At 66.5% G+C, this 22,971-nt stretch carries 21 protein-coding genes, 1 tRNA gene and 1 pseudogene; 16 read left to right on the forward strand and 7 right to left on the reverse strand.

Annotation, left to right across the window (positions count from 1 at the left end; all coding sequences use genetic code 11):
* Positions 1 to 85: 85 nt before the first annotated feature.
* Positions 86 to 718: pseudogene (locus ACWGKT_RS45930) on the reverse strand (GntR family transcriptional regulator); the annotation flags it as partial.
* Between the two features lie 79 nt (positions 719 to 797).
* On the opposite strand from ACWGKT_RS45930, the gene ACWGKT_RS45935 reads away from it, so the two are divergent.
* From ACWGKT_RS45935 to ACWGKT_RS45975, 9 genes are all read left to right on the forward strand, one after another.
* Positions 798 to 1,082, forward strand: a complete 285-nt coding sequence (locus ACWGKT_RS45935) for a hypothetical protein (RefSeq protein WP_453278412.1) — start codon at positions 798 to 800, stop codon at positions 1,080 to 1,082.
* Positions 1,083 to 1,631: 549 nt separating this feature from the next.
* The gene (locus ACWGKT_RS45940) at positions 1,632 to 1,829 is read left to right on the forward strand and encodes a hypothetical protein (protein WP_453278430.1); all 198 of its coding nucleotides are present in this window, start codon (positions 1,632 to 1,634) and stop codon (positions 1,827 to 1,829) included.
* Positions 1,826 to 2,569 (forward strand): GntR family transcriptional regulator, encoded by a 744-nt coding sequence (locus tag ACWGKT_RS45945; RefSeq protein WP_453278413.1) that lies wholly within the window; start codon positions 1,826 to 1,828, stop codon positions 2,567 to 2,569. The genes ACWGKT_RS45940 and ACWGKT_RS45945 overlap by 4 nt, the downstream gene beginning before the upstream one ends.
* Positions 2,566 to 2,868: a hypothetical protein gene (locus ACWGKT_RS45950; protein ID WP_453278414.1), complete on the forward strand. Its 303-nt coding sequence runs from the start codon at positions 2,566 to 2,568 to the stop codon at positions 2,866 to 2,868. The genes ACWGKT_RS45945 and ACWGKT_RS45950 overlap by 4 nt, the downstream gene beginning before the upstream one ends.
* Before the next feature lie 290 nt (positions 2,869 to 3,158).
* Positions 3,159 to 3,893: a DUF6928 family protein gene (locus ACWGKT_RS45955; RefSeq protein ID WP_453278415.1), complete on the forward strand. Its 735-nt coding sequence runs from the start codon at positions 3,159 to 3,161 to the stop codon at positions 3,891 to 3,893.
* Positions 3,894 to 4,202: 309 nt separating this feature from the next.
* Positions 4,203 to 4,469 carry a DUF6959 family protein gene (locus ACWGKT_RS45960; RefSeq protein WP_453278416.1) on the forward strand — a complete coding sequence of 89 codons (267 nt, stop codon included), beginning with the start codon at positions 4,203 to 4,205 and terminating at the stop codon, positions 4,467 to 4,469.
* Between the two features lie 265 nt (positions 4,470 to 4,734).
* Complete coding sequence (locus tag ACWGKT_RS45965; protein WP_453278417.1) at positions 4,735 to 4,953, forward strand: hypothetical protein; 219 nt, start codon at positions 4,735 to 4,737, stop codon at positions 4,951 to 4,953.
* 121 nt (positions 4,954 to 5,074) lie between these two features.
* Positions 5,075 to 5,299 carry a hypothetical protein gene (locus ACWGKT_RS45970; RefSeq protein ID WP_453278418.1) on the forward strand — a complete coding sequence of 75 codons (225 nt, stop codon included), beginning with the start codon at positions 5,075 to 5,077 and terminating at the stop codon, positions 5,297 to 5,299.
* A gap of 431 nt (positions 5,300 to 5,730) precedes the next feature.
* Positions 5,731 to 7,770, forward strand: a complete 2,040-nt coding sequence (locus tag ACWGKT_RS45975; protein ID WP_453278431.1) for a TerD family protein — start codon at positions 5,731 to 5,733, stop codon at positions 7,768 to 7,770.
* A gap of 544 nt (positions 7,771 to 8,314) precedes the next feature.
* Here ACWGKT_RS45975 and ACWGKT_RS45980 read toward each other — a convergent pair.
* A complete protein-coding gene (locus ACWGKT_RS45980; RefSeq protein WP_453278419.1) occupies positions 8,315 to 8,911 on the reverse strand; it encodes a TetR/AcrR family transcriptional regulator in 597 nt (198 codons plus the stop codon).
* Between the two features lie 190 nt (positions 8,912 to 9,101).
* Between ACWGKT_RS45980 and ACWGKT_RS45985 the strand changes: the two genes are divergently transcribed.
* Genes ACWGKT_RS45985 through ACWGKT_RS45995 form a run of 3 tightly spaced genes read left to right on the forward strand, consistent with a single transcriptional unit; the run spans position 9,102 to position 11,896 of the window.
* Entirely contained in the window at positions 9,102 to 10,736 is a 1,635-nt protein-coding gene (locus ACWGKT_RS45985) for an MFS transporter (RefSeq protein WP_453278420.1), read from the forward strand.
* 34 nt (positions 10,737 to 10,770) lie between these two features.
* On the forward strand, positions 10,771 to 10,944 hold the full coding sequence (locus ACWGKT_RS45990) for a hypothetical protein (protein ID WP_453278421.1): 174 nt from the start codon (positions 10,771 to 10,773) through the stop codon (positions 10,942 to 10,944).
* Positions 10,945 to 10,993: 49 nt separating this feature from the next.
* The gene (locus tag ACWGKT_RS45995; RefSeq protein WP_453278422.1) at positions 10,994 to 11,896 is read left to right on the forward strand and encodes an NmrA family NAD(P)-binding protein; all 903 of its coding nucleotides are present in this window, start codon (positions 10,994 to 10,996) and stop codon (positions 11,894 to 11,896) included.
* 267 nt (positions 11,897 to 12,163) lie between these two features.
* Here ACWGKT_RS45995 and ACWGKT_RS46000 read toward each other — a convergent pair.
* A tRNA-Arg gene (locus ACWGKT_RS46000) sits at positions 12,164 to 12,238 on the reverse strand.
* A gap of 764 nt (positions 12,239 to 13,002) precedes the next feature.
* Between ACWGKT_RS46000 and ACWGKT_RS46005 the strand changes: the two genes are divergently transcribed.
* The gene (locus tag ACWGKT_RS46005) at positions 13,003 to 13,212 is read left to right on the forward strand and encodes a hypothetical protein (RefSeq protein WP_355858826.1); all 210 of its coding nucleotides are present in this window, start codon (positions 13,003 to 13,005) and stop codon (positions 13,210 to 13,212) included.
* A gap of 301 nt (positions 13,213 to 13,513) precedes the next feature.
* On the opposite strand, the gene ACWGKT_RS46010 is transcribed toward ACWGKT_RS46005, so the two are convergent.
* Complete coding sequence (locus tag ACWGKT_RS46010; protein WP_453278423.1) at positions 13,514 to 13,978, reverse strand: GIY-YIG nuclease family protein; 465 nt, start codon at positions 13,976 to 13,978, stop codon at positions 13,514 to 13,516.
* A gap of 1,103 nt (positions 13,979 to 15,081) precedes the next feature.
* The gene (locus tag ACWGKT_RS46015; RefSeq protein WP_453278424.1) at positions 15,082 to 15,453 is read right to left on the reverse strand and encodes a hypothetical protein; all 372 of its coding nucleotides are present in this window, start codon (positions 15,451 to 15,453) and stop codon (positions 15,082 to 15,084) included.
* Positions 15,454 to 15,680: 227 nt separating this feature from the next.
* Between ACWGKT_RS46015 and ACWGKT_RS46020 the strand changes: the two genes are divergently transcribed.
* Genes ACWGKT_RS46020 through ACWGKT_RS46030 form a run of 3 tightly spaced genes read left to right on the forward strand, consistent with a single transcriptional unit; the run spans position 15,681 to position 20,699 of the window.
* Positions 15,681 to 15,935 (forward strand): hypothetical protein, encoded by a 255-nt coding sequence (locus ACWGKT_RS46020; protein WP_453278425.1) that lies wholly within the window; start codon positions 15,681 to 15,683, stop codon positions 15,933 to 15,935.
* 10 nt (positions 15,936 to 15,945) lie between these two features.
* On the forward strand, positions 15,946 to 20,373 hold the full coding sequence (locus ACWGKT_RS46025) for a DUF6531 domain-containing protein (RefSeq protein WP_453278426.1): 4,428 nt from the start codon (positions 15,946 to 15,948) through the stop codon (positions 20,371 to 20,373).
* A 17-nt stretch (positions 20,374 to 20,390) separates the two neighbouring features.
* A complete protein-coding gene (locus tag ACWGKT_RS46030; RefSeq protein ID WP_453278427.1) occupies positions 20,391 to 20,699 on the forward strand; it encodes a hypothetical protein in 309 nt (102 codons plus the stop codon).
* A gap of 1,285 nt (positions 20,700 to 21,984) precedes the next feature.
* On the opposite strand, the gene ACWGKT_RS46035 is transcribed toward ACWGKT_RS46030, so the two are convergent.
* Positions 21,985 to 22,236, reverse strand: a complete 252-nt coding sequence (locus ACWGKT_RS46035) for a hypothetical protein (protein ID WP_453278428.1) — start codon at positions 22,234 to 22,236, stop codon at positions 21,985 to 21,987.
* 377 nt (positions 22,237 to 22,613) lie between these two features.
* The gene (locus ACWGKT_RS46040) at positions 22,614 to 22,838 is read right to left on the reverse strand and encodes a hypothetical protein (protein ID WP_453278429.1); all 225 of its coding nucleotides are present in this window, start codon (positions 22,836 to 22,838) and stop codon (positions 22,614 to 22,616) included.
* Between the last annotated feature and the right edge of the window lie 133 nt (positions 22,839 to 22,971).

The following is a 22,971-nucleotide window of genomic DNA, read 5'->3' on the forward strand; positions in this document are numbered from 1 at the left end:
CCAACATGCCCATGGCCGCCGACCGGCCGGGATGCCGCACCGTCACACGTTCAGGTGACGACAAAACCCGTATGAAGTCTCATACCGCCCTCTGAATGCCCAGGAGTGAGGCCTCCTCGGCGGTCGCCTGCCGTGGCTCCGGCTGCTCCACGGCGTGGCTGACGGTGACGCCGATCGCGGCCATGCGATTCACGACACCCGCACCGGCGTGTGGCCCTCCCTCCGGGAGGACGACGAGAGTGCCGACGGTGAGGTCGTACGGCTCCCAGCTCGTCGACAACTGCACCGGCCGGCCGTCGGCCAAGAACTCGTACGTGGTCCGCACGCACAGATCACCCTCGGCGATGCCGAGCCGCGCCGCGATGTCTGTCGGAGCCGGCACCTTGGCCTCGGTCCGGCTCTCCCAGTCGCCTTGCCTGCCCACGGCCTTCATGTCCGCACGGAACGGCGACCCGTCGGGCCGCTCACGCGCCGACGAACGGACCACCCGCACCCGATGCCGGGGTTCGGCGACGTACGTGCCCGACCCGGCGCGGCCCTCCAGCACACCCTGGGAAATCAGCAGCTCCTGAGCCCGGCGGACGACGTTCTCGCCCACCCCGCACTCCTGGCCGATCTGGCTGCGGGACGGCAGACGGTCCCCGGGCTCCCACACGTGCTCCGCGATCCGCCGCCGGAGTTCGTCGGCGATGCGGAGATAGGGCGGCTGCTCAGGCATATGGAAAATCTAGTCCACTAGCTCTAATCTAGTTAACTAGCTTCACTGAAAGTGATCGCCGGTTGACGGAGGCTGCCCTGTGCCCGCTTCGGGAGTTAGCGCGGCAGCCATCGCCGCACGGCTGTCCGCAGTCGGGCTCCCCGCTCGCGTGGAGGAGCACGACCAGTACTCGTCGATCGAGGCGGAGGTACCGGAATCGCTCTCCGCTGACCTATGGCGGGAGGTCCTGCAAGCGGTGGCCGAGGCCGATCGGTTCGGTCTCCTCGCCACCAGCCTGAACGGCCGCACTCTTTGGGCGGTCGTACGCAAAACGGTCCCCACGACGGGCGATGTCGGGGGACCAGCCATCAGCGATAGGAGCTGAGCAGCGTGCTCAACCGTATCCGTCGTGCCGTCTCACCCACCAGAGCGCGGTACGCCCCCAAGGGCAGGCACCGCCGCCCCTTAAGGCCCTCCCGGCCGCTGGCCACCCCCGCCCTCTCTGCGCCCGGTGATGCGGCGACGGTCATCCTGGGCCGGGCTTCCGACACCACGAACCACCGACACCCGCTGGTGGGGGAGGACAACGAACTCGTCCGCCCGTACGTGCTGGCTTGGGAGGAACGAGTACGGCCGCGGCCGCGCGCGGTGGTAGTTGCTCCCCATCTGCGCGCTGAAGTCAGCGCGTGCCGCGCGGGGGTCCGCTGATGCCTCCTCGTCAACAGCCCCACCCCGCCGACACCTCGGCTGCCCCCTACCGGTCGACTGCCTGCCGTATCGGCACGCATCTTGCCTGCACGGAGTCCTCGCCGGTCTCCGCACCGACCGATGTGCCGGTCGTCTACGGGATGTGCGCCATCGCGCGTCACTCGACGTCCGACCAGACCACGCCAACGGAGCCGGAGCGGTGAGCGGCTGGGCATCTGGCGGCGCGATGGTGTCCAACGTCGAGATCACGGCGGCCACCGTGCAGCGTGGCGACGTCATTCAACTCGGCGGCAGGGCCTATCGGGTGAGGGACCTCTTCCAGCTCCCTCAGGGGGCCAAACAACTCCTCTTCGATTCTGGCGAGCTGCTGACCATACACGCGCGTACTCGGCTCGCCGCCGTTCGGATGCAGAGAAGGCGGTGATCCGGTCCGTGCCTTCACGCCATCACGACATCGCCGACGATCTCCGGCAGCAGATCACGACCGGCCGCATCAAGCCCGGCGAGCGTCTGCCGTCCGAGGCCCGTCTCGCCGACCGGTACAAGGTCAGCACGGTGACACTTCGGCGTGCCCTCGCGATCCTCCAGACGGAAGGCCTCGTCGACAAGATCCACGGCAAAGGCAACTTCGTCCGCTGCCCGCTCCGCAAGATCGTGTACGTCGGTGGATGGGGAACGCTGGATCCGTGGACAGCCGCCGAAGCGGCCCTACGCGTCACCGTTCGCATCAACACGGTCCAGGCAAGAGGTCATCTGACCACCTTGCTGAAGGTTCCGACGGGCAGCCCTCTCGCCGAGTTCTTCTGCGTCAGCCACGAGGGGCAGTCACCACATGGACTGGCCCACATCTACATTCCGCGCGACCTGGCACCGGCCGGAGTGCTGGGTGACGACTCCTCGTGGCGAGAAACGGCCACGCGATTCGCCGTCCTGAGCGCGCCGCCGGCAGCTGTCCGGGAGACGGTATGCGCCCGCCCGCCGACGCCGGATGAAGCATCGGCCCTGCAGATCGGCTCGGCCATGGCAATCCTCGCGATCACGCGCGTCGCGACCGACTCCACCGGACGAGTCGTCGAGGTCGCGCTTCTGGCATTCCCGGGGGATCGCGTCGACGCGGTCTTCACCACCCACCACCTGACCGATGAGAGGCAGACGCAAGGATGACGGTACCGAACGAGCTGCGGCTCCTCCCGTGGTCGGGGCCGGAAGGCAAGCCCTGCTACCTGAACACCGACGACAAAGACGGCTACATGTCCCGCCTGGCCGACAACATCGAAGCGGTGCAACTGGGAACGGCAGCCGAGCTGCTGGAGCAGGCCTCGGACACCCTCGACGACCAGGACGCGGGCCCCGAGGATCTGCGACGGATGGCGAAGGAACTGACTGGGGCGTTGCGGGACGTGCTCCGCGTCGCAACCAGCCGTGGTCACCTCCTGGCGACCAGCGACCCTCATCGCGCCTAGAGCGTGCAGCTGCATTCCGCGGTTTGCTCGATACGGCCCAACTTGCCGGTCTACTGACCACCGACCTCGCCGGCCAGCGAGGCTGAAGAAGCCCACGGCTCTGAACAGCTCAGATGCCGTGGGCTTCTGTCGTTGTTGGTTGGCGTCGGGTGACCTTGGACGGCCCAGGGACGGCCCAGCTTGGCAGCCGGGCTGAGTCTCCTCCGTTGTCAGTGCTTGCGGCTATGGTGCGTTCGCCATCGAGGGCAACGCTCTGGGGAGGGGCTTTGGGAGCTAAGACGGGACTGCTGGTGTACGCCGACGGCGACGTGCCGGAGCTGTTGCGGCAGGTGGGTACGGCAGATCTTGACCGGACGACCGCCATGATGCGGCGGCTGTACCCGGGGTGGGAGATCGAGGAGTGTGAGGGCTCGAATCTCTGGGACGGCGTCTACCCCGCGAAGGGAACGGCGTATGCGGCCAGCTGGCCGGGCGTGGATGTCATCGGCGACCAGAGGATGATGATCGACCTCCCTTCCCAGCTCCCGGAACAACTCGTGGCGGCAAGTGCCGGCCGACGCCTCGTCCTGCACGCGATGCACAGCGTCGTCGACTGGCTGGCGTTCGCGGTCTGGGAGGACGGGCGCCTCGTCCGCTCCCTGAGCCTGTCCCCGGACAGCGGCATCATCGAGGACGTCGGCGAACCGCTCGCCTTTGAGCTGCCCTACTGGGCTGGAGATCGTCCGGCCGACATCGTCCCGTGGCCCGGCGAGGAGGAAGAGCCCTACGCCCTGCCCTTTCACCCCTTGGAGCTGGGCGAAGACGCGTTGCGTGCGCTCTGCGGCTTCATCCAGGAAGGCCGTCCGCAGCCCGATGATGTCGACGCGGAGGCAATCGAGTTGTACGGATTCCACGTGCGAGACCCACACGGGCCTGATCGTGCCGAGCAGGAAGCGGCCCTATGCAGGGCGGTTACGGCGATGCAGCTGCCGCGCGTTTATACCCTGGGGCCTGACGGCTCGTTGGTCGAACGCGACGGCCTGTAGCTCAGCTCAGCCACAACTGATCACCGGCGGCCGTGACCTGCGTCCGCCTAATCGATCAATACCCTGATCTGCTGCTGAGCTGTCGGTAGCTGTCGACGTCGGTCACCATTGAGAGCCCTTCCACGGCCCGAGGACGGCCTGGGAGGGCGCTCGTGCGTGAGCACCGCACTAGGAGTTCGATCCCGCGGCCCCCATGCCGCCCTCGCAGTGCTATCGGTGGGGCGTGGACGTTTAATCAAGGCTGCCTGCGTCCGGCGTCGTTGATGTCAGCTGGTGATGTCAGCTGGTGATGTCAGGTTGAATGGGCCGATGGAGCGCATTGAGGCCGAACTGTTCACAGATGGCGGCAACGACGCCGTGGTTCGCATGCCGGGTAGACGGTTCCCCGGGGTTGTGGTGCAGGGCGACTCCCTTCACATCCTCCGCGGCGCAATTGCCGAAGTGGCGGAGGCATGCGCACGAGGCGACTTGGATGAAGCTCGGGACTGTGTCGGTCTTCTTCTGGTGAACCTGGATGCTCTGCTGGCGCGGTACGAGGCTGCGTTGGGTGAGCATGAGATTCCGAGGCCGTACTGAGCTGTCAGGCCATCAGCTTGGGAAGCTGCGATCTTTAGCGGGCAGTTCGGGCGCTGACCTGGGCGAATGATTGCGCTGGGGTCTCGCCGCGCTCGGTTGCGTTCACCGTGATTCCCTGCTGTTCCCCGCTTGATCTGGTGCGCTTGTGGTGCAGGTCGGTGGCCGTGTGGCTGCTCGTCGCCGACATCCGAGTTGTCAGCCCACGGGCTCTGGGCGGTAGCGCCTTCGGTGGACGCAAAAATCGAACACATGATTGAATCTGGCCATGCGATCGTTCCCCGCCGATCTCGCCGAGGCACAGCAGGAGTGGAGCGCTACCTACCAGCAGCTCGCCGACCAGCCCGGCCGCACCAAGCTGCGTCGACGCCTGTATCGGCTGTCGGTCCAGGTGTTCTTCCACCCCTACTGGCAGCAGCAGCGGCCGAGCCCCGCGGCGTGGCAGGAGCTGCGCACCCTGGGACTTTCGGACCGGGACTCGACGTGAGCGGCCTCATCGCTGGACGTCCGTGCGGCTTCACCGCGACCCCTGCCACCGACCACACCCTGCGAGTCCTCGAATGACACGCTCGAATGCGGGACCGTGCGCCGGGGATGATCCTGAAGGCATGGCCGGTCCCATTCGTGTGATCGTCCACCCGCCGTCACCTACGGGTGGACGCCGCGTGCGCGTGGACGGCGAAATCCTCGGCCTGGCCCACAGCATCGGCGACCTGGTCGAGTTCCTCCGCCGGGCCGGTCTGGAGCTCGACGCTGCCGAGGTCGCGGGGGCGCCGTGGATCGACTGGCGCGGAGTGGGACCGGATCGCTGGGGCCCAGAGGCAAGCAGCTGAGGCCTTCTCCCCGGCGATGGTACCTCGGGCAACACGCTTTCCAACTGTGTTGGTGGGGTGGTGGGCTGCGTGTGGGGGCGTTCACCTGGGTTCATGAGCGGCTGGCCGTCAGTAAAGGGGCGCCTTCGGGTCTTGTCTGAACGGCCGTGAACGCAGGTGAATGAGACGGAAAGTGAGACGGGGGGATGATGGCGCGCCTTGAGCGACACTCCTTGATCCATTTCGGGATCTGTTCCATTGGCTGGGTCTGACGAGACTACGGGGCTGCCCTGTCGGCCGTCGTTTCTCGCTGCTTGATATCTCCGGACGCACGCACGGCCTCGTGATCGGGCACTACAGTCTTCTGTTGTGTCGTACATCACATGGCGATGCGGGGCGGGTGGCCTGGGTGGGGCAGCCGCGTGCCCGAGTTGAGAGATCTGGGGGGCTTCATGCATGAGATGGCCAAGGGCTCGAACGTCGCGCTGGCGACCCTGAGTGAGAATGCCGGTTCGGTGATCGTCAGTTTGAGCTGGGTCAGCCCGACCGGTGAAGGCGATGCCGACGTGTCCGTCCTGCTGCTCAATGCGAACGGCAAGGTGCGCAGCGACGGTGACTTCTACTTCTACAACCACCCGGTTGCCGCTGACGGGAGTGTGCAACTGCTGGGCAAGACGCCGACGGAGAGCGGCGACGAAGACAGAATCAGCTTCGACCTGACGGCAGTCCCATCCGATGTCGACCGGATCGTCGTGGCGGCAAGTCGCTACGAGGGAGCAGGCTTCGGGGAGCTGGAAGACCTGAAGGTGACATTGGCCGACGGGGGCGGCGAGAACTTCCTCAGGTTCGCCATTGATGACGCCGGCACGGTGAGCGCGATCATCTTCGGCGAGTTATACCGACGCGGGGAGGAGTGGAAGTTCCGTGCTGTCGGACAGGGCTACGACACCGGCCTGGCCGGCCTAGCGACGGATTTCGGCGTCGACATTGAGGACGACGCGGGTGCAGAGGAAGCGCTGAACGGCACAGAGAGCAGCGAGCAGGCTGACATGACTGCTCCGGCTCCGGCCGTTGAGCAAGAGCCCCACGTGATGCCGGGCCTCGTTCCGGCTCCCCGCCCGCCTGGCGACGAGCCGGGGCCGAAGAAGACGGCACGGCCTCGCACCGCGAAGAAAAAGGTCACTGTGCCCACGGTGGCCAGGAAGTCGCTGGCGGACAATGAGTCCTGGAAGCAGGCCAGACTCTTTCCGGTGTCGGTGCTCAAGAGCGACCGAGACCGGGAGATGCGCGCTACGTCGGTACTGCTGTCGGTGATGGCGCAGGTGCCGGAGTTCGCGCGGAGACTCACAGCGGCGTTCGGAGCACCGGCGGGCCGCATGGAGACATTCACCGAGGTCTCCCTCCCGCACGGCGATACCCCGCGACGCCCCGACGGAGTGATCCGCGTCGAGCGGGCCGGCAAACTGTGGACCGCGCTGGTGGAGACCAAGACCAACGGCAACGACCTCAAGCCCGAACAGGTTCAAGCGTATGTGGACATCGCCGCACGCCGTGGATACGAAGCCGTGATCACACTGTCGAACGACGTCGCGCTGGAAGGCAGCCCGCTCGTCGACGTCAAAATCGATGGACGGCGCAAGCACAAGGTGGCCCTATGGCACCTGTCCTGGGCCGAAGTTACGTACCAGGCACAGATGTTGATCCGGCATGAGGGCGTCAGAGATAGGGCGCATGCCTGGCTGCTCCAGGAACTGCTGTACTACTTGCGGCATGAGAACTCCGGCTGCCACGGCTTCCAGAACATGGGGTCGGCCTGGGTCCCTGTACGCAACGGAATCGACGACGAAACCCTGTGCCAGGGTGACCGGCGCGCCCTGGATGTGGTCGAGAGCTGGGAACGGCTCATCCGTCAGATCTGCCTCAGCCTCGGTGGCGAACTCGGACAGAAGGTACTGCCCGTCCAGCGAGCCAAGCGTGGAGCCGATCCGAAGGCCCGCCGCATCCGCATGGCTGATCAGCTCTGCCTCGACGGCAGACTTCAGGCAGAGCTCCGGATCGAGGGCGCACCCGGAATTCTGGCGATCAGTGCCGACCTGCGCACTGGCAAGCTCCGCACCTCCATCGAGATCCCCGCACCTGAGCAGGGCTACCCGCTGACCTGGGCCAAACGCCTCATACGCCGCCTGGCCGAGGCACCGGCAGATCTCCACATCGAAACCCTGGTCGACGGAGAGACCGGGGGACCACGGGGCACGCTGGAACGGCTCCGCCCCGAGCCGGCGGATATGCTCCCGAAGAACAACGACACCCAGATCACCGGTTTCCGCCTGTCCCTGTTCAAAGGCATGGGAAGCGGCCGGGGGAACGCCGAATCCGGCTTCATCCGCAGCGTCGACGACGCCGTGCACCGCTTCTACACCAGCGTGGTAGTCCACCTGGACCGTCCGACGCCTCGGCAGGCATCAGCGAAGGAACGCGCCGGGACGGGATGACCCCGGCCGTGGACAGTTGCACGCGACCACGCCTCACGTGCAACTTTCCACAGGGCGCGAACCTGAGGTCAGGTGGTGCAAGGGGGACGAGCGCCCTGAGCTTGGGAAGCTCGGGTCATCTATGGCTGGTTGCCGGGCGGACCTGCGGCGGAGCGCCCACGGGGCCTGACTGGCCCCCGGCCTAGTCCCCGTCATTCCCCGTGGTTCCCCGCACGATCTGGCATGCGTCTGGCACACGCGCGGTCGTCCGGACTGCCCTACTGGCGACCACCGCTTTAGGAGTTCTACCAGCTGAACGGGGCGCCTGGGCGCCAAGCCCGTGGCAGGGCACGGCGAGTGTTCTGGGAGGCGCTCAGGACCGGGTCAGTGTGCTGACGTTGCCGTCAGAAACTGCCGTCGCTCTTCATCTCGTCGGTGGCTGCGTTCACTTGCTCTGTGGATTCGACCTCCGCGCCGAGGTGGTCAAGGCGGGTCTCCTGCCAGGGTTCGGCCTGAAGCCGACTTGCGGGCCCGGGCGGCGGCCTGCACCGTCAGCCGGCCTCGGTCAGTCCGTGCGGTGCTGCGGTTCGGACTGCCCGGAGCCGCTCTTGGTGAGAGCCGTGCGCGCGGCCTGCAACAGTTCTTCGGAGATCGGGTTGCCCCGGGTGGCGCGGGCGAGGGCGAGGGCACCGACCATGGTGCAGAGCTGGGCCATGCCGTCGTCGTCGCCGGTGGCCAGCCGAGCGGCGCGGTTCCGTACCCCGTTGATGTAGACGTGCTGGGCGCGGGCGGCCTGCTCGGGCGCGCGCCCCAGGTCGGCGGCGAATCCGGAGACAGGGCAGCCGTCCGCGGGGTGATCACGGTGCCAGACCGAGAGGTAGTCCTCGATCAGGGTCCGGCGGGCGGCCTCGTGCTCCCCGGCGTGCTCCTCTAGCGCCACCGTCGAGTGTGCCGCCTGCTCGGCGAAGGCGTGGGCGATGGCCTCGTCGACCAGATCCTCCTTGGAAGCGAACTGCTTGTGAAACCCGCCATGGGTGAGCCCGGCGGCCTTCATCAGTTCGGCGACGCTGACCGCGGTGCCTTTCTCGCGGAACATCCGGGAGGCGGTGGCTACGACGCGCTGCCGGTTCTCCTGTGCTTGCGCCTGGGACACGCGGCCCACGGAATCACCCTCCTCGAATAGATGTCACTTGCCATCTATCTTAGCTGCCGTTTAGATTGCTGACGACATCTATTTGATGCCGATGAGGTCACTCGGCAGGTCGAGCAAGGCCTTGCGCTGCCGCCCACCGTCTGAGGCCGCCGGCCTCCGCCCGCAATCGCAGAACCACCGACAGCACTGGAGACCCCCTGTGGCATCACCACCCACCCCCACCGACTCCTCGACGCCCGCGGGGTCCACGCCACCCGAGCCGCCTGCCCGGCGACGAAGCGCTTCCGAGGCGGTCCACCGTCGGCGCTGGGCCATCCTGACCGTGCTCTCGTGCAGCCTCCTGGTGGTGATGCTGGACAACTCGATACTCAACGTGGCGATGAAGACCATCGCCCAGCCCGCTCCCACCGGACTCGGCTCCACCCAGAGCCAGCTGGAGTGGGCGGTCGACTCCTACACGCTGGTGTTCGCCGGACTGCTCTTCACCGCGGGCCTGCTCGGTGACCGGCTCGGCCGCAAGAAGGTGCTGCTCTTTGGCATGCTGGTGTTCGGCGCGGGATCCGCGCTGTCCGCGCTGTCGGACTCCTCCGGGCAGCTCATCGCCTTCCGCGCCGTGATGGGCTTCGGCGGCGCCTTCATCCTGCCCGCCACCCTCGCGATCATCATGAACGTCTTCGAGCGCGACGAGCAGCCCAAGGCCATCGGCATCTGGACCGGTGTGGTCGGTTTCGCCATCGCCGCTGGCCCGATCGCCGGCGGCGTCCTGCTGGAGCACTTCTGGTGGGGCTCGGTCTTCCTGGTCAACGTGCCGATCGTGGTCGCCGCGATGGCCGCGATGGTGGCGATCGTCCCCGATTCCAGGGACCCCAGGCCCGGCAGGCTCGACCCGTTCGGCGTGCTGCTGTCGATCGCCGGTCTGGCGCTGCTGGTCTACGGCATCATCAAGGGCGGCCAGTTGGGCGACTTCACCCGGCCCGAGTCCTGGGCGACGATCCTCGGCGGCCTGGCGGTCCTCGCCGGCTTCGTGGTGTACGAGACCCGCAGCGACCATCCGGCCCTCGACGTCACCTACTTCCGCAACCGGCGGCTCTCCGCGTCCGTCGCCGCCATCGGCCTGGTCTTCTTCGCCCTCATGGGCGTCACGTTCTTCAGCGTCTTCTACAACCAGAGCGTGCGCGGCTACAGCGTCCTGCAGTCCGGACTGCTCGTGCTGCCGCTGGCCGCCTCCCAGATGTTCTTCGCCCCGCGGGCCCGGCTGGTCGTGGGCCGCTTCGGCGCCCGAGCCGTGTGCGCCACCGGCCTCGTCCTGACCGCCGTGGCCTTCGCCGGCTTCCTGCTGCTCGGCCAGGACACCCCCATCTGGGTGCTGGAGGTGCTGTTCTTCCTGATGGGCACGGGGATGGCCCATGTGATGCCGCCCGCCACCGTCATGATCATGTCGTCGCTGCCGCGGGAGAAGGCCGGTTCCGGATCCGCGGTCAACAACACCTTCCGGCAGGTCGGCGGGGCCATGGGCGTTGCCGTGCTGGGGTCGCTGCTGTCCACCACCTACCGCAACGGCATCGACGGCCACCTGGACGTACTGCCCACCTCCGACCGGCACGCCGCAGGTGAATCTGTCCAGGCGACCCTTACCGTCGCCGAGAAGCTGGGACCGGCCGGCAGGGCACTGGTGCAGCCCGCGCACGACGCCTTCATCCACGCCATGCACATCAGCGCGATGGGGTCCGCAGCCGTTGCCCTGGTCGGCGCGGTCGTCGTGCTGGTCTTCCTGCCTGGCAAGGACGCCGCTACGGCCGCCAGCGGTGCTAAGTCCCAGCGCCAGACCGTCTGAGCCCGACGGTGATCACGAACCATCCCCGCGAGACATGGAGGCGACCGCCTGCCGGGGACGTCTCCGCAGTGTCGTCGCCGAAACCGCCGTCATCGAGACGGTACTGCGGCTGCTCGAAGAGACCGCCACGACGTGTGAAATCGCCACACGGACCCACAGTGGCATCGCAGGGGCCAATGCCTTGCTGACGGCTGGGCTGACGCTCTGATCACACCTCAACTCAGATATTTTCCATTACTTTCGAAGGAGATCGCCCGATGGTTGCCAACAACCTTGTTCTTATCCCCGGTGCCGGCGGCGTGGGCCGCACGGTCTTCGAGCACCTGCGTGCTCAGGACGTGCCAGTGCGTTTCATGGTCCGCCGCGATGACGAGCGGGCCGCTGAACTGCGGGCACTGGGCGCGGAGGTCGTCATCGGTGACCTGACCCGGCCCGAGACGGTAGCGGCCGCGCTGCAGGGCGTGGCGCGGATGTACTTCGGGATGCGCGTGTCGCCGGACCATCTGCTGGCGGCGACCGTGGTGGCTTCCGTTGCAAAGGAGTACGGGAAGCTAGAGGCCCTGGTCGACCTGTCGCAGATGACGGTGTCGCAGATGACCGCCACCAGCACGGAGGAGTCCCACCAACAGCGGCTGCACTGGCTGGCAGAGCAGGTGTTCGACTGGTCGGGTCTGCCGGTGGTGCACATCCGGCCGACGGCTTTCCTGGACACTCCGCTGTTCACCACGATGGCGGCGCGGTCGATTCAGGAGAACGGCACGATCGCGGTGCCGTTCGGCACCGGACGCACCTCGCCGGTCGCCGTGGACGACGTCGCCCGGGTCATCGCCACTGTGCTCCGCGACCCGGCTCCCCACATCGGGCAGGTCTACGAGCTGACCGGGCCGCGCTCGGTCGACATGACGGAGCTGGCCGCGGAATTCTCTCGGGCGCTGGGCAGGCCGGTGTCCTATGTGGACATGCCCTCGGAGCGGTGGGAGGCCCACCTCCCGAAACTGGGGATGCCCCCGCACCTCGAACAGCACGTCGCCACCATGGCCCGGCTGCACCGGGACAACCGTTACAACCGCACTGCCAACGGCGTCGAGCGCGTGACGGGCATCCCCGCCCAGTCCATCGAGGCGTTCGTAGCCGTCCGAAAGGACTTCTACCTGGGCTGAACCGACCTGCTTGTGCGCGTTCGGTGCCTGCCGCAGGGGGCGGTGTCCATCATTTGCGATCGGCTCCGGGAGCGGGCTTACCCGAGCTCGGGCGCGTCAGGGACGCCGTAGCCGTGGTCCATCGGCCGAAGCGTGTTGTGATGCCGGAGGATTCGGGTGTCAGTCAACCCGTATCGCGTAGCGGTCGCCTGCTTGCCACCTGTGGGTCGTTGCCGTCAAAACGCCCCGGACCATCCTGGCCCGGGGCGTTTCCCCTGGTCACGCTTGTGCCCCCGGCAGGATTCGAACCTGCGACACCCGCTTTAGGAGAGCGGTTGGGGTGCCTGGCCGGTGACCTGCGGCTTCAACGGCCGAGCTAGAAGGCATGGATAGTCCTGCCGACCCCCTTGTTGACCGGGGCTGACCCCTGCATCTGGCGCGGCTGTGGCACGCTCACTGGCTTGAGCTCCGAGGCGGCTTTCCGTATTCGGCAGGCGGTAGCCCGCTGGCTCTCTGCTGTCGGGGCTCTGGTCGGGGGACGGTGCTTGTCCCAGACACCTCAGCCGTGGTGCACGGATGGGGCTCACCTCTGTCCAGGTTCGCCGATCCTTGGCTTCCCTCTCCTTGCGCTGGGCCACACCGTATGCGGACCCCGGACCCGGATGGACTGGGCAGCGGGTGGGGCACGGGCACCTTCTGATCCGTAGCCCTGTACGGGCCGCGGAACGCGGTGGACAAGGTGCTGAAGGGCGTGCGGATGCACACGTGACTGAATCTGCACAGCGAATGCGCAACTGCGTCACGGGTGCGTTCTGTTGGTGCGGAGTTGTCCTGGTCGGAGCTGTCGTGGCAATAGCTGTCGTTTTCCTGTGCGGCGCAATATGTAGAGAAGCTGCCCTCAATTCGTGTGCATGCGTGCATGGATGAGTGGCCGATTGTTTCAACTGCCCTGCTGGGAACAGCGACCGACTGGATGCCGGGCACGCTCCGTGATTTGATCCTTCGCGCCGCCGGGATCGCGCCAAGGCGTCCGGAAACGGATGGCGCGCCTGCGGTCGCGGCCCAGCGTCTATCCCCAGCTTGGCCGCTCCCCCTTGTGGAACATCCATACGAAGGGCAGTTTCATCATGAATTCCGCTCCCCAGGTTCAGACCCTTGAAATCTCCGACGCCGAGCTCGACACCGTCTCCGGCGGCCTGAGCCCGCAGGTCGGCATCGCCGCCGGCCCCACGGCGATCGGCAGCTCGGACCTCGTGGCTCAGTTCGGCGCGGTCAAGGACGAGGTCCTGGACACCGTCGGCCAGTACCACCAGGCCGGCGTCACCGTCTCCTTCTGATCGCTAGATCGCGGGACTTCCTCATCGCGGGATCGCTGATACCGGCAGCCTGACCGCCGATCGGCGTCCACAGCGACAAGCCCCCTACCCGCGGGTATTTGCTGGTAGGGGGCTTGATCGTTAGGGGTTGCTTCTTCTTGCCCTGGGTCTTGCCGGGGATCGTGAGGAGCGGGGATTTCGCTGGTCAGGACGGTGTTGCCGAGCGGCCGAATGGTCGTCATTGGTCGTCGTTGGCCCCTGTTGAGCGACCGCGGACGGCCCAGGGACGGCCCAAACGGCGGCCAGGCAGCCGTTCGGCGACCTACGAGCTGATGGGCAACTCCCTGGCTCGCCGGCGTGCTTGAGCCCGTAGGTCCTTCAAGCGACTGTGGAACGCGTTGTGGCGGTTCTGGTCGAGGTTCAGCGGGAGGTCGAGTTGAGAGATGAGCCGCGCCTCCAAATCCCACGGTTCGCTTTGCTCGATCCAGCACACCCGCGCGTTGCTGGCCATCCACTGGCTCAGGGTGGCTTCGCCGACCTTGCCGAAGGTCATCCGCTTGCCGCTGCCCACGCGGCGCAGCTCAAGTCCGAGCAGACACCCGAGGGTGAGCCGCAGCGTCGAGCCGGCCGCGTTGCCCCGGTAGTGGTACCGCACCCGCTTGCGCAGGTTCTGCGTGCTGGTTCGGTTCGCCATGTACCGCGGGGCTATCCCGACGTAGAGCAGGCGCCCGGCGTCCAGGTCCTGGTGGGGCGGCTGCTTGAAGTGCCACCCGTAGACTCCCGCCACCGCCGGGACAGGGCTCGGACGCACCAGGACTTCCTGCGACGACCACAACCGACCGGGACTGACTAGAGCGGTAGCTTCCACGAACCCTCCCGACGTGCCATGGCTGATCGTCGCAGGCTACTGGTTGACGCTGGCATAAGGGCCCTGGCCTGCGTAGCTACGTGACGTCAGCTTGCGAAGCCTGGGTTCTCGGTGGGGGCTGCTTGGCTGAACTGCGGCGGAGCCGACGGGGCCTGACTGACCGGCGGCCTGGTCCCCGCCGTTCCCCGTGGTTCCCCGCACGATCTGGCACGTGTCTGGCACGGGATCGGCCGTCCGATCTGTGCGTCTGACTTGAGCCACGGACTACTCGTAGGTGGTCGCAGCTCGTAGAGCTTGTGCGAAGAAGCTCCAGTGACCGCTGGCGGCAGATAGCCACCGGCGTGGCTGTACGCGCCGTCCAGGTGGTACGGGTTGATCGAGGAAGGCAAACGGCGCACGCAGCAGGTGATCGACAAACGACCCCGTGCTGTCGTTCATGCTGCGTCCGCGCGATCAATCGGAGCCGTGGGGCCTTCCGGCGTTGACGGCGCACATTCCCAGCCTCGCCGACGAAGCCAACGTGCAAGGCGCAGACGGAGGTTGAGGTCTGGAGTGGGTCCAAAGGCGGTCGGCTTGCGACAGGATTGCACAGCACTGGCAAGGTCGAAGTCGGGTTACCCGCGACCTTCCAAGGAAAGACCTCGAGTGCATCTCAGTGAGTCGGAGGGGGCTGCTCATGAGCGGTACATCACGGTCGCGTCACGACAGGATAGAGCCGGGGCCGCCGCCCGAGCGCGGCTCCGATCGCTTCAGCGACGATCCCCCTGATCCCCTCGCCTCGCTGCTGGCCAAGGTCAACAATAGGGAACACATTTCGACTCCTGGAGACAACGCGGGCGGCGAAGACCGCGACCCCCGTGACGAGGAATGGCGGGAACATGATCGCCACGGCCCCTATGGGCAGGGGCGTCGCCGAAGGAACTAACGCACAGGACGGAGTCCCCCGACCCCGAGGGCGCGGCGGAGTTCGGCGAGCTCCAGGGCGCTCTCTCCGCCGGGCGGCGGCTTCTCCGTACGTCGGCTCAGCCGATGGTGCTGGAGGTGGGGTCGGTTCTGGCGGGGAGCCAGGACGCCGTTCCGGAGCGGCTGAGAAGCGTGCCGACGGCGCCTTTCACGACGGCGCGCCCGGCCGGGATCGCGGCGATGGCCGCCGACTGGAGCGTGGACGGGTCGACGCGGCCGGTCGTGCCGGTGGCAAGGAGGAGGCCGAGGAACGCCTCGACGTACCTGAGGACGGCGCGCTCGGCGACGTCGGCAAGGAGCTTGCGGGTGGTCTTCGTGGTGGCCATGGGGCCGGGCAACCGTGTCGGTCGGCCTTCGGCCGCGGCCTGGAACGCCGGCTTGTACGAGAGCGCTCCCCTGGTGTCGATGACGAGCTGCCGCCATTGCCTCATTTGCGTACTGCTGGTTGCGATTCCGCCTTGAGGACGGCGCAGCCCAAGAGGCGGCGATCTTTACTCCTGCTTGACTGCTGCCTTACCCGCCGAAGAGCCGCTCTCCATAGTGTCGTGGGGTTGGCATGTGCACAGAGTGAAGCGATGAGGTACGGGGGCTGATTCGCGTGTCGGACCTGAAGAAGGAAACCGCGTCGATGCACGAGGCGGCCTCGAGGCGGCGGTCCGTGGGGCATCACGCCGGGAAGCCGTTGCAGGAGTTCAGGGCTCAGTCCCGTGACCTGGCCGCGCTCGTCGGGGCGCTGGGCACCCTCCTCGAGGCCAAGAGCGAGACAGAGAAGGGCATGACCACCCTGGTCAAGCTGACCAAGCAGTTGGACGACGGGTGCGAGGCAGAGGCCAAGCTGCCCGGAGAGGTCTCCGACGCATTTGATCTGCTGGACGTGCTGATCGGAGCCGAGGCTCGGGCGAAGAAGGGCTGAGGGCGCTCCCATGGTCGACCTCAACCCCTTCCACTACATCAACAAGTTCAACCACATGTTCGGCGACTCGATCGCCAGCGGTTTGGAATTCCTGGGCATTTCGGATCCGGCGGTGGATCCGGACGGCGTGCGGGAGATCGCGAAGAAGTGGCGGCACCTGGCCGCGGGCCTTGACGACGCGGCCACCGCCGCCGAGCGCGCGCTGCGGGGCGTGGAGTGGGAGGGCAAGGCGGCCAAGGCCTTCAACAAGCGGTCCAAGGCGGCCCGTAAGCAGGCCACCGAGATGGCCCACTCCCTGCGCGAGGGTGCGAAGGCGCTGGACGACTTCGCGGACAAAGCGCACGAGCTATTGTCCGAGATCGGCGTGATGCTGGCGGAGATCGCTGAGTTCGAGATCGCCGGCTTGGCCCTGTCCATCCTCACCGCCGGCGCTTCGGAGGTGGCTTCCACACTGATGGCTGGCGAGCGCGCACTGAAGGTGGTCGCGCTGATCGGCCGGATCGAGGAGGAGGGTACTGCCCTCGGCACCGTGGTCCGCGGGATCATGGAGGTCATCCGAGGGGTGGAGCGGGCGCTGCAGGCGCTCAAGGAGATCCGCGGGGTCGCCGAGGTGGCCAAGATGGCCAAGGGCGGCATGGAGTTCTCCGCCTTCCAGACCCTGCTGGAGGACCCGGGCGCGTTCAATGACCCGGAGAAGCTGGCCGGTATTCTCACCGAGGGCGCGATCATGGGCGTTGGCTTCGGCGTCCTCGGCAAGGGGCTCGGGATGGGCCTGAAAGCACTCAAGCCCAGCGAACTGGCCAAGTTGGCAGACGCATTGAAGCTCGGCGGCTCCGACCTTTCCAAACTCAAGCTGAAACCCGGCGAGGCCGAGAAGCTCGAAGCCGGCATACGCGCGGCCGAGAAGGAACTGAAGGTCGACCCGATCGACGTGGCCACGGGCGACATGTTCCTGTCCCAGACCGACGTCCGACTTCCCGGAATCCTCCCCCTGATCCTCGAACGCACCCACATATCCTCGTACCGGTGGGGCGGCTGGTTCGGATCCTCCTGGGCCTCCACGCTGGACCAGCGTCTGCAAGCCGACGACGATGCCATTACCTATGCGATGCCGGACGGTGCTCGACTCGTCTATCCGCGCCTGTCGCCCGACGCGACAGAGCCGGTGTACGCGGAGACCGGCAGGGCGCTGCCTCTGTCGTGGGACACGGAGACAGACGGTGCACTGCGGGTGAGCGATCCCGAAGCCGGGATCTCGTACATCTTCCACAGCCCACAGCCCGTCGATGACGGTGACGCCGTGGACCTGCCTCTGCAGGCCGTTGTCGATCGCAACGGTCAGCGCATCACCGTCCACTATGCCGAGAACGGCGCCCCCATCGAAGTCGTCCACTCGGGCGGCTATCGCGTCGCGATCGACCGCCACCGGCACCTGCCCAGAATTTCGGCTCTACGTCTGCTCGACCCCGACCGGCCCCACGGGCCCGGTACGCAACTGGTCGCCTTCGGCTATGACGAGAACGGCAACCTCAGCAACGTCATCAACTCCTCTGGCCGCCCCACCACTTTCAGTTACGACGGCGAAGGCCGGATCGCCTCCTGGACCGACACCAACGACACCGTCTACCGATACGTCTACGACGATCGCGGCCGCGTGGTGCGCACCGAGGGCAGCGGCGGCTTCCTCTCCGCCACTCTCGTGTACGACGAGACGACCCGCACCACCAGCGTGACCGATTCGCTGGGACACACCACCCGCTACGAACACAACGCGGCCCACCGGCTCATCAGGGAAACGGATCCCCTCGGCAACACCAGAGAACAGGAGTGGGACGCCAGGCATCGTCTCATCGCCGTCACCGAGGCGCTCGGCCACACGACCCGGTACGCATACGACGACAGCTCACGGCCTGTATCGGTCATACGGCCGGACGGCCTCGAAACCCGGTCTGAGTACGACGACCTCGGCCTTCCCACAGCGTTGACGGGGCCGGACGGGGCCACATGGCGTCAGGAGTACGACGCTCGGGGCAACCGCGTCGCGGTCACCGACCCCAGCGGGGCCACCACCCGCTTCACCTACAACTCGGCGGGGCACCTGACCTCCGTCACCGACCCCCTCGGCAACACCACCCGCTTCAGGTGCGATCCTGCCGGTCTGCCCGGCGAAGTCGTCGACCCGGTGGGCGCATCGACCGGCTACGAGAGGGACGCGTTCGGCCGTCCCCGCGCCATCACGGATCCCCTGGGGAACGTGACCCGTCTGGAATGGACGGTCGAGGGCAAACTGGCCCGTCGCACGTCACCGGACGGGAGCATCGAGTCCTGGACCTATGACGGCGAGGGGAACTGTTCGACTCACGTCGATCCCACGGGAGGCGTGACGTGCTTCGAGTACACCCACTTCGACCTCCTGGCCGCACGCACGGATCCCGACGGCACCCGCTACGAGTTCATTTACGACACGGACCAACGGCTCGTGCGGGTCACCAACCCGCAGAGCTTGTCCTGGAGTTACGAATACGACTCTGCGGGCCGTCTGACGGCCGAGAAAGACTTCGACGGCCGAATACAGCGCTACACCTACGATCCCGCGGGCCACCTGACGACGCGCATCAACGCGCAGGGACAGGCCACCCGCTACGAACATGACGCCCTCGGCCGTGTCGTCCGCAAGGACGCGGCGGGCACGGTCACCACGTTCGAATACGACTCGACGGGCAACCTTGTCAGGGCGGCCGGCCCGGACGCGGTGGTAGCCCGCGAGTACGACCCCATGGGCCGCATCGTCCGCGAAGCAGTGAACGGCCACATCAGCCGGTACACCTACGATGCGGCAGGACGTCGCATCAGCCGTACCACGCCGAGCGGCTTGACCAGCAGCTGGAGCTACGACGTGGCGGGCCGGCACCTCTCGCTGTCGATGGGTACAGGACGGACCATCGACTTCTCCCATGACCTCGCAGGGCAGGAACTGGCCCGCCGGCTCGATGACTTCGCCACCCTGACAAGCACGTTCGACGAGACCGGGCGAGTCACGGCTCAGACGGTCCTTGCGGCAGACGGGCGCACCGCCCAGCACCGCGCCTACACCTATCGCAGCGACGGCTCGCTCGTGGGCGTCGACGACGCAGCGAGGGGCGCCCGCCACTTCGACATCGACACTGCTGGACGTGTCACCGCAGTTCACGCGCAGGGATGGCGCGAGACCTACGCCTACGACCAGGCGGGCAATCAGAGCCAGGCGCACTGGCCTGCCGACCACCCCGGTCATGAGGCACTTGGGGAGCGCACCTACCAGGCGATGCGGATCACCCGAGCAGGCAGCGTCCGATACGAGCACGACTCACAGGGCCGTGTCACCCTCCGCCAGAAGATCCGGCTGTCCCGTAGCCCGGACACCTGGCGCTATGAATGGGACGCCGAAGACCGCTTGGCCGCACTGGTCACACCAGATGGAACGCGTTGGCGCTATCTCTACGACCCGTTCGGTAGGCGCATCGCCAAGCAACGCCTCACGGCAGACGGCACCGAAGTCGAGGAGCAGGTCGACTTGGTCTGGGACGGCACCGTTCTGTGCGAGCAGATGATGACCTCACCCGCGCTGTCTCTGCCCGTCGTCGTGACGTGGGACCACGTCGGCGTCCGCCCGATCGCCCAGACCGAGCGCGTCGTCACGGCCGACACAGCCCAGGACGAGGTCGATGCGCGCTTCTTCGCGATCGTCACGGATCTGGTCGGCGCGCCCACCGAACTCATCGACGACGCAGGTGACATCGCCTGGCGTAGCCGTGGCACGCTGTGGGGCAAGACCGCGTGGAATTCCGACGCCAGCACCTATACCCCACTCCGCTTTCCCGGTCAGTATTACGACCCCGAATCGGAGCTGCATTACAACTACTTCCGCTACTACGATCCGGAAACCGCACGTTACACGACACAAGACCCCCTGGGTCTCGCCCCGGCCGACAATCCGCGCGCCTATGTCACTAATCCACATTCCTGGATCGATGAACTGGGTCTCGCGCCCGGAACGTGCCCACTCACCGGCCAGCAGATAAATCCCAGAGGCTATACCGCTATTTTCGAGATGCAGCTCCGCCCCACCGACTTCGGGCGATCTCGCAGCGTTCACTTCAACCGGGCCAACGCCGCACTCGACAGAGCCATCAAGGCGGATCCACAACTCGGCGCATTTCTTGACCAGTTCTCCCCGGGCATCGCCGGGCGAGTGGCCTCACGGGGGGGACGTAGAACTCCGAGCGGCTTCACCTGGCAGCATGAACCGGGTGCCAACGCCGGGGGACGACAAGGAGTCATGCGGCTGGTTCCCACCTACCAGCACACTCCGGGATCACCCTGGTGGGACGTTCTACATCCCGGATATTCGGGTGGGTATGCTGAGTGGGCCATCCCGAATGGTGCGCCTCCGAACTGAGAGAAAGGCGACGATACGTGTCCTACTGGATGAACGATGTCATGGGCGAGTCCGTCGACGAGCCGAGCGAGGAGCGAATTCGCGAAATTGTATCCGAGCTGCAGACGAAAGCAGACGACGAGCACCCGGATGTGTCACTGGAACACGAGTCCGGCTGGGGGCTGAGTGTCTACCGGGACCGCACACTCCTTTGGGAGAACGTCGAAGACTCCGACGTACGACCTCGCAAGACAACACCTGGTTCGTGGGACGACGTCATTGACGCCCTGCTGACACTTTCACGGGGAGACATTTCCGCGGTGGACCGCTTGGACTGGCAGGAGTGAGGCACCAACAGGTGCCTACACACAGAACACAGAACGCCACGATGCGCGGGAGGCCGCACTCGTGAGCTGCTGTCGGCGGCCGTGAAGGCGACGGTCCGCAGTCGCCTTCGGGCTTCCGGACGCGCCGGCGTCGAGTAAGAGGTCTGAGAGCGCCCACACGCAGGAGTCGAGAAGTCCGGGGACTGCTCTTCGGCCTCAGAGGCGCCGACATACGTCGTCATCTGCTCCTCCAGCACCGTGAACGTGCGGGGCGAGCCCTTCTCCAACGCCGACGGGCCGACCCGGGAGAATCCCCTCCTGATCCGGCCTTCCTCGATGTGCCCCGGCAGGATTCGAACCTGCGACACCCGCTTTAGGAGTTCGATCCGAGCCTGCTGCGACTATGGCCGTCGACCGGTGCGACCGCCGGACAGGAACGCTGGTGTACGCCCCTGTCCGGCGTCGTTGATGTCAGCCGTGGATGTCAGATGCCTTCAGATCTGTAGCCCTAGACGGATCGGTCGGTGAGGGGCGTACCGGCGGCGTTACGACCCCACAAGTACGCTGTTGGGCGGGGGCGGCTACTGAGGTTGCGGTACCTCGCTGCTGTACCGCAACCCCCGAGCAGGAGGGCGACGAAGGCTGCTGCGTCGGCGGTAGCACCGATGATCCTGGCGCAGGGGGTTGATACGAGCACCACCACGATGATGACCGTGATGAGCCACTGGCGCAGACGCGGGTTTGACACAACGGGCAGGGCAGGGGTCACACTCATCGGTGAGCCTTTCTAGGAGGTTCGTTGCCCACCCCGCCGCTCTCGCCGGGAAGCCTGTGCGGCGCGGGTGGGCTCTCTGCTCGGACGAGACCGTAGCAACGAGCGGGCTTGATGCGAGAGGCTGAGCAGAGGGCGTCGGTCACTCTCAGCTGTAAACGATTGCAGACGAATTACCCTGCGTGATCAGACAAGTGTCGGTGAAAGTACCTCGCGGCGGGCAAAATCCACCCCAGCCTTACTTTTGCGCGCACTCCTCACAGGCAGTAGTCTCAAGCACTCGTCTAACTATGGCCGATTTCCTCCTCGGCAGCTCCCACCGCTCGATCCCTCGCCCCAGGCACGCGGCGCCCGCCGGGGACTGACTCAGCGGCGCACGCCTTCCAAGTCTGTTGGTGGCTCGTGGCCACGTGCAGGGGCATTCCCTGCGTTCATGGTCAGCTGGCTGCTGACGCGGCGATGACTTGGGGTCTCGCCTGAACAGCCTTGAACGGGGCTGAATGAGACGGAAGCTGAGACGGCCTACGGCGCGCTTCATTCGAGGAACTCGGGCCGCTCTCGAACCAGGTCGTCGAGCTTGCCTTCCTCCAGGTCGCTAAGCGCGGCTGCGTACCCGGCCATGACTGCCTCGTGTACGACATCGTGGAGATCTACGGGGATCGTGTCGAAGACGCCGGAGCAGATGTTCGCAGCTGCGTCGTACGCAGCTCGGTAGTGAGGATCACGGATGTCGGCGCCCAGGTGGCTGATGAGCTCGCCTAGCTCTTTCCTCTGGTCATCGCTCACGTCGGCCTCACTACCCGCCTGCCTCAGCTGAGAACCGCGTTTCCGCCTGCCTCAGCCATCGAAAGTCAGCCACGACGGCGGGCCCACTGACCGATCCGGCGCGCGTGTCTCGCTGCACCCCCACCGGCACCAGCCACGCTATCGGGCTTGTCGTCGACCACAGCAAGCAGCGACGGCGGGCCCGGGACGACGGTGTGGTAGCCATCAGCTTGGAAAGCTGCGAGCATTCGCGGCCGGTTCGGGCGCTGACCTGGACGAACAGCGGATGGGTGGCTTCGACGGGCCCGCCTGCTCTTACCGTGGCTCCCCGCTGTTCCCCGCTCTATCTGGTGCGCTTGTGGTGCGGCGTCCTGGGTGCTGCCGTACAGGTGCGATCGTCAGAGAAGGCGCCACTCCCAGCACCACGGCTCCCAGCGGCCGACCGGCGCCTCCACGTTCCCGGCCGCGCGCTTGACGATCACTTGTTGACCTCGGCGATGTACTTGGTCTCCGGGCATGAGCAGCAGAGGACGGTCCAGCTCGTAGACGGCGTCTGGATCGAAACGCAGCTCGTTCAACAGCAAAGCCCTGTGCACCAGGGCCGGTTCCCCTTGCAGCCTCATGCACCCATGATGCGATGGCTTCGGGGAGCACCGCTTTAAGACGTCGTCTCATTTGGCGTGTTCGATAGTCTGGCGTCGTGGGGATCGTTGAGCGTCTCGTGCCAGATGAGTTGTGGGAACTGTTCGAGCGGGT

The organism is Streptomyces sp. NPDC054794 (genome assembly GCF_053611585.1).

What these genes read in the sequence shown, in the direction of transcription:
- ACWGKT_RS45940 (WP_453278430.1), top strand. Translation starts at nt 1,632, where the DNA reads ATGGTGTCCAACGTCGAGATCACGGCGGCCACCGTGCAGCGTGGCGAC.
- ACWGKT_RS45950 (WP_453278414.1), top strand. Translation starts at nt 2,566, where the DNA reads ATGACGGTACCGAACGAGCTGCGGCTCCTCCCGTGGTCGGGGCCGGAA.
- ACWGKT_RS45960 (WP_453278416.1), top strand. Translation starts at nt 4,203, where the DNA reads ATGGAGCGCATTGAGGCCGAACTGTTCACAGATGGCGGCAACGACGCC.
- ACWGKT_RS45965 (WP_453278417.1), top strand. Translation starts at nt 4,735, where the DNA reads ATGCGATCGTTCCCCGCCGATCTCGCCGAGGCACAGCAGGAGTGGAGC.
- ACWGKT_RS45970 (WP_453278418.1), top strand. Translation starts at nt 5,075, where the DNA reads ATGGCCGGTCCCATTCGTGTGATCGTCCACCCGCCGTCACCTACGGGT.
- ACWGKT_RS45975 (WP_453278431.1), top strand. Translation starts at nt 5,731, where the DNA reads ATGCATGAGATGGCCAAGGGCTCGAACGTCGCGCTGGCGACCCTGAGT.
- ACWGKT_RS45990 (WP_453278421.1), top strand. Translation starts at nt 10,771, where the DNA reads ATGGAGGCGACCGCCTGCCGGGGACGTCTCCGCAGTGTCGTCGCCGAA.
- ACWGKT_RS45995 (WP_453278422.1), top strand. Translation starts at nt 10,994, where the DNA reads ATGGTTGCCAACAACCTTGTTCTTATCCCCGGTGCCGGCGGCGTGGGC.
- ACWGKT_RS46005 (WP_355858826.1), top strand. Translation starts at nt 13,003, where the DNA reads ATGAATTCCGCTCCCCAGGTTCAGACCCTTGAAATCTCCGACGCCGAG.
- ACWGKT_RS46015 (WP_453278424.1), bottom strand. Translation starts at nt 15,453, where the DNA reads ATGAGGCAATGGCGGCAGCTCGTCATCGACACCAGGGGAGCGCTCTCG.
- ACWGKT_RS46025 (WP_453278426.1), top strand. Translation starts at nt 15,946, where the DNA reads ATGGTCGACCTCAACCCCTTCCACTACATCAACAAGTTCAACCACATG.
- ACWGKT_RS46040 (WP_453278429.1), bottom strand. Translation starts at nt 22,838, where the DNA reads ATGAGGCTGCAAGGGGAACCGGCCCTGGTGCACAGGGCTTTGCTGTTG.